Annotated in this window: 2 protein-coding genes; both read right to left on the reverse strand. The window is 74.2% G+C overall.

Translation table 11 applies throughout. The features are described from left to right. Window positions 1–113: 113 nt before the first annotated feature. Entirely contained in the window at window positions 114–1,463 is a 1,350-nt protein-coding gene (locus AB0K02_RS33940; RefSeq protein WP_365996457.1) for a formimidoylglutamate deiminase, read from the reverse strand. Continuing rightward, window positions 1,454–2,668 carry an allantoate amidohydrolase gene (locus AB0K02_RS33945; protein WP_365996458.1) on the reverse strand — a complete coding sequence of 405 codons (1,215 nt, stop codon included), beginning with the start codon at window positions 2,666–2,668 and terminating at the stop codon, window positions 1,454–1,456. Before AB0K02_RS33945 ends, AB0K02_RS33940 begins: the two co-directional genes overlap by 10 nt. Between the last annotated feature and the right edge of the window lie 132 nt (window positions 2,669–2,800).

The raw sequence follows: 2,800 nt of genomic DNA on the forward strand, positions 1-2,800 counted from the left end.
GTCACTCGCCACGCAGCAGGCGTTCCACGCGGTCGGCATCGCAGGTGCGGGGGCAGGTGACGCAGGTGGCCTCGGGGCGCAGTGTGTAGGGCGGGTGGGGGAAACAAGCAGCGTCACGTCCGCAGCGCGGCCACCGCCTCCGTCAGCGCCGACCCCACGTCCGGGACCAGCACGTGCGACCCGTCGCGCACGACGCGGCGGCCCCCCACCACGACGTCCCGTACGTCCGCCGCGCCCGCCGCGAAGACCGCCGTCTCCGCGCCCAGCTCCGGCACGGGTCCGGCCGTCCGCACCGAGTCCAGCGCGATGGTCGTGAAGTCCGCGAGCGCGCCCTGCTCCAGGCGGCCCGCGTCGGGCCAGCCCAGTGCCGCGTGGCCGTCCGCCGTCGCGGCGCGCAGCAGCGCCGCCGCCGTCCAGTGGCCGCGCGTCCGTGAGCGGAGGCGTTCGTTCAGCTCCATCGCCCGCGCTTCCTCGAACAGGTCGATCACCGCGTGGCTGTCGCTGCCGAGGGACAGCGGCGAACCGGCGGCCTGGAGCGCGGGGGCGGGTCCGATGCCGTCGGCGAGGTCGCGCTCCGTCGTGGGGCACATGCAGGTGCCCGTCGCCGTGCCGCCCAGCAGCGCGATGTCCTCGTCCGTCAGGTGGGTGTTGTGCACCCCGGTGGTGCGGGGGCCCAGCACGCCGTGGTCGGCGAGCAGCCGGGCCGGCGTCACGCCGTGCGCCGCGAGGCAGGCGTCGTTCTCCGCGGTCTGCTCGGAGAGGTGGACGTGGAGGGGCGCGTTGCGTGCGGACGCCCAGGAGGCGACCGTCGACAACTGGTGCGCGGGGACGGCCCGTACGGAGTGGATCGCCGCTCCGATGCGTACGTGCTCGCCGTCCTTCAGGGCGTCCGCCCGCTCGGCCCAGGCGTCCGCCGTGCCGTCGGAGAAGCGCAGCTGGTGCCGGTTCGGCGGCTCGCCGCTGTGCTTGTTCCTGATGGCCGAGGACAGATACGCCGTGTCGAGCAGCGTGATGCGGATGCCCGCCTCCGCCGCGGCCGCGATCAGGGCCTCGCCCATGGCGTTCCGGTCGGCGTAGGGAGTACCGCCGGGCGCGTGGTGGACGTAGTGGAACTCTCCGACGGCCGTGATCCCGGCGAGCGCCATCTCCGCGTACACCGCGCGGGCCAGCGTGAAGTACGTCTGGGGGTCCAGCCGGGACGCGACCTGGTACATGACCTCGCGCCAGGTCCAGAACGTGCCGCTGCCGACCTGGACGGTGCCGCGCAGGGCGCGGTGGAAGGCGTGCGAGTGGGCGTTCGCCAGGCCGGGGACGGTGAGCCCGCGCAGGACCACCGCTCCCGGCGGCGGGGCGTGTGTGCCCGTGCGGACGGCCGCGATGCCGCCGTCGCGCACGTCCAGTGCCACACCCGGCTCGACGTGGGCGCCGAGCCAGGCGTGTTCCAGCCAGTAGGTCACCTGCACGCCAGGCCCTCCAGTACGTCGGCGAGTGCGATCACCCCGGCCACGCAGTCGTCCTCGGCCGCGAACTCCGCCGGGGAGTGCGAGACCCCTGTGGGGTTGCGTACGAACAGCATGGCGGTCGGGACGGACGCGGACAGGATTCCCGCGTCGTGCCCGGCACCCGTGCCGAGGACCGGCACGGCACCGCCGAGGATCTTGTCGAGCTCGTCGCGCAGGGCGTGCTCGAACTCGATCACCGGGGTGAACGACTCCCGTACGACGGCCAGGTCCACTCCGTCGCGGTCCGCGCGCTCCTTCGCGGCGTGCTCGATCGCCGTGACGACGGTGTCGAGCGCCGCCTGGTCGGGGGCGCGCGAGTCGAGCCAGCCGCGGACGAGGGAGGGGATCGCGTTGACGCCGTTCGGTTCGACGGAGATCTTGCCGAACGTGGCGACGGCGCCCGCGAGTTCCGCCTCGCGGCGGGCGGCGAGCACGGTCTCCGCGTACGTCAGCATCGGGTCGCGCCGGTCGACGAGGCGTGTGGTGCCGGCGTGGTTGGCCTCGCCGCGGAAGTCGAAGCGCCAGCGGCCGTGCGGCCAGATCGCGGAGGCGATGCCGACCGCGTGGCCCGTGCCCGCGGGGGAGCCGCTGTCCATCGCAGCGAGGGCACGGCCCTGCTCGACGTGCAGCTCGACGAACGCGCCGACGCGGGCCAGCCGTTCGGGGTCGGGCCCGATGGCGGCCGGGTCGTACCCGGCGGCCTCCATGGCCCGGGGCAGGCTGATCCCGTCGCCGTCGCGCAGCTCGTACGCGGCCTGCTTCGTCAGCTGCCCGGCGGCGAGCCGGGAGCCGACACAGGCGAGCCCGAACCGGGCGCCCTCCTCGTCACCGAAATTGGTCACGGCGATCGGCCGGGTGAACTCCACGCCCCTGCGGCGGAGTTCGTCGAGCGCGGCGAAGGAGGACACGACACCGAGCGGCCCGTCGAAGGCTCCGCCGTCGGGGACGGAGTCGAGGTGCGAGCCGGTGACGACGGCGTCACCCGCGAGGGGGTCGCCGAGCCAGGCCCACTGATTGCCGTTGCGGTCGGTCTCGTAGGCGAGTCCGCGCGCCTCGGCCTGCTCCCGGAACCAGTCCCGGCACTCCCGGTCGGCCTCGGTCCACGCGTACCGGCGGTATCCACCGGAGTCCGCGTCACGCCCGATGGGCGCGAGCTCCCGCCACATCTCGTGGAACGACGTGGTCACGCCTGGTCACCTTCGCGCATGGGGATGCGGACGCCCTTGTCGGCGGCGACGGTGTCGGCGATGTCGTAGCCGGCGTCGACGTGGCGGATGACGCCCATGCCCGGGTCGTTG

Source organism: Streptomyces sp. NPDC049597 (assembly GCF_040675505.1).
Classification (GTDB): domain Bacteria; phylum Actinomycetota; class Actinomycetes; order Streptomycetales; family Streptomycetaceae; genus Streptomyces.

Excerpts from the sequence above, each read along its gene's own strand:
- AB0K02_RS33945 (WP_365996458.1), bottom strand. The coding sequence starts at position 2,668 with ATGTGGCGGGAGCTCGCGCCCATCGGGCGTGACGCGGACTCCGGTGGA.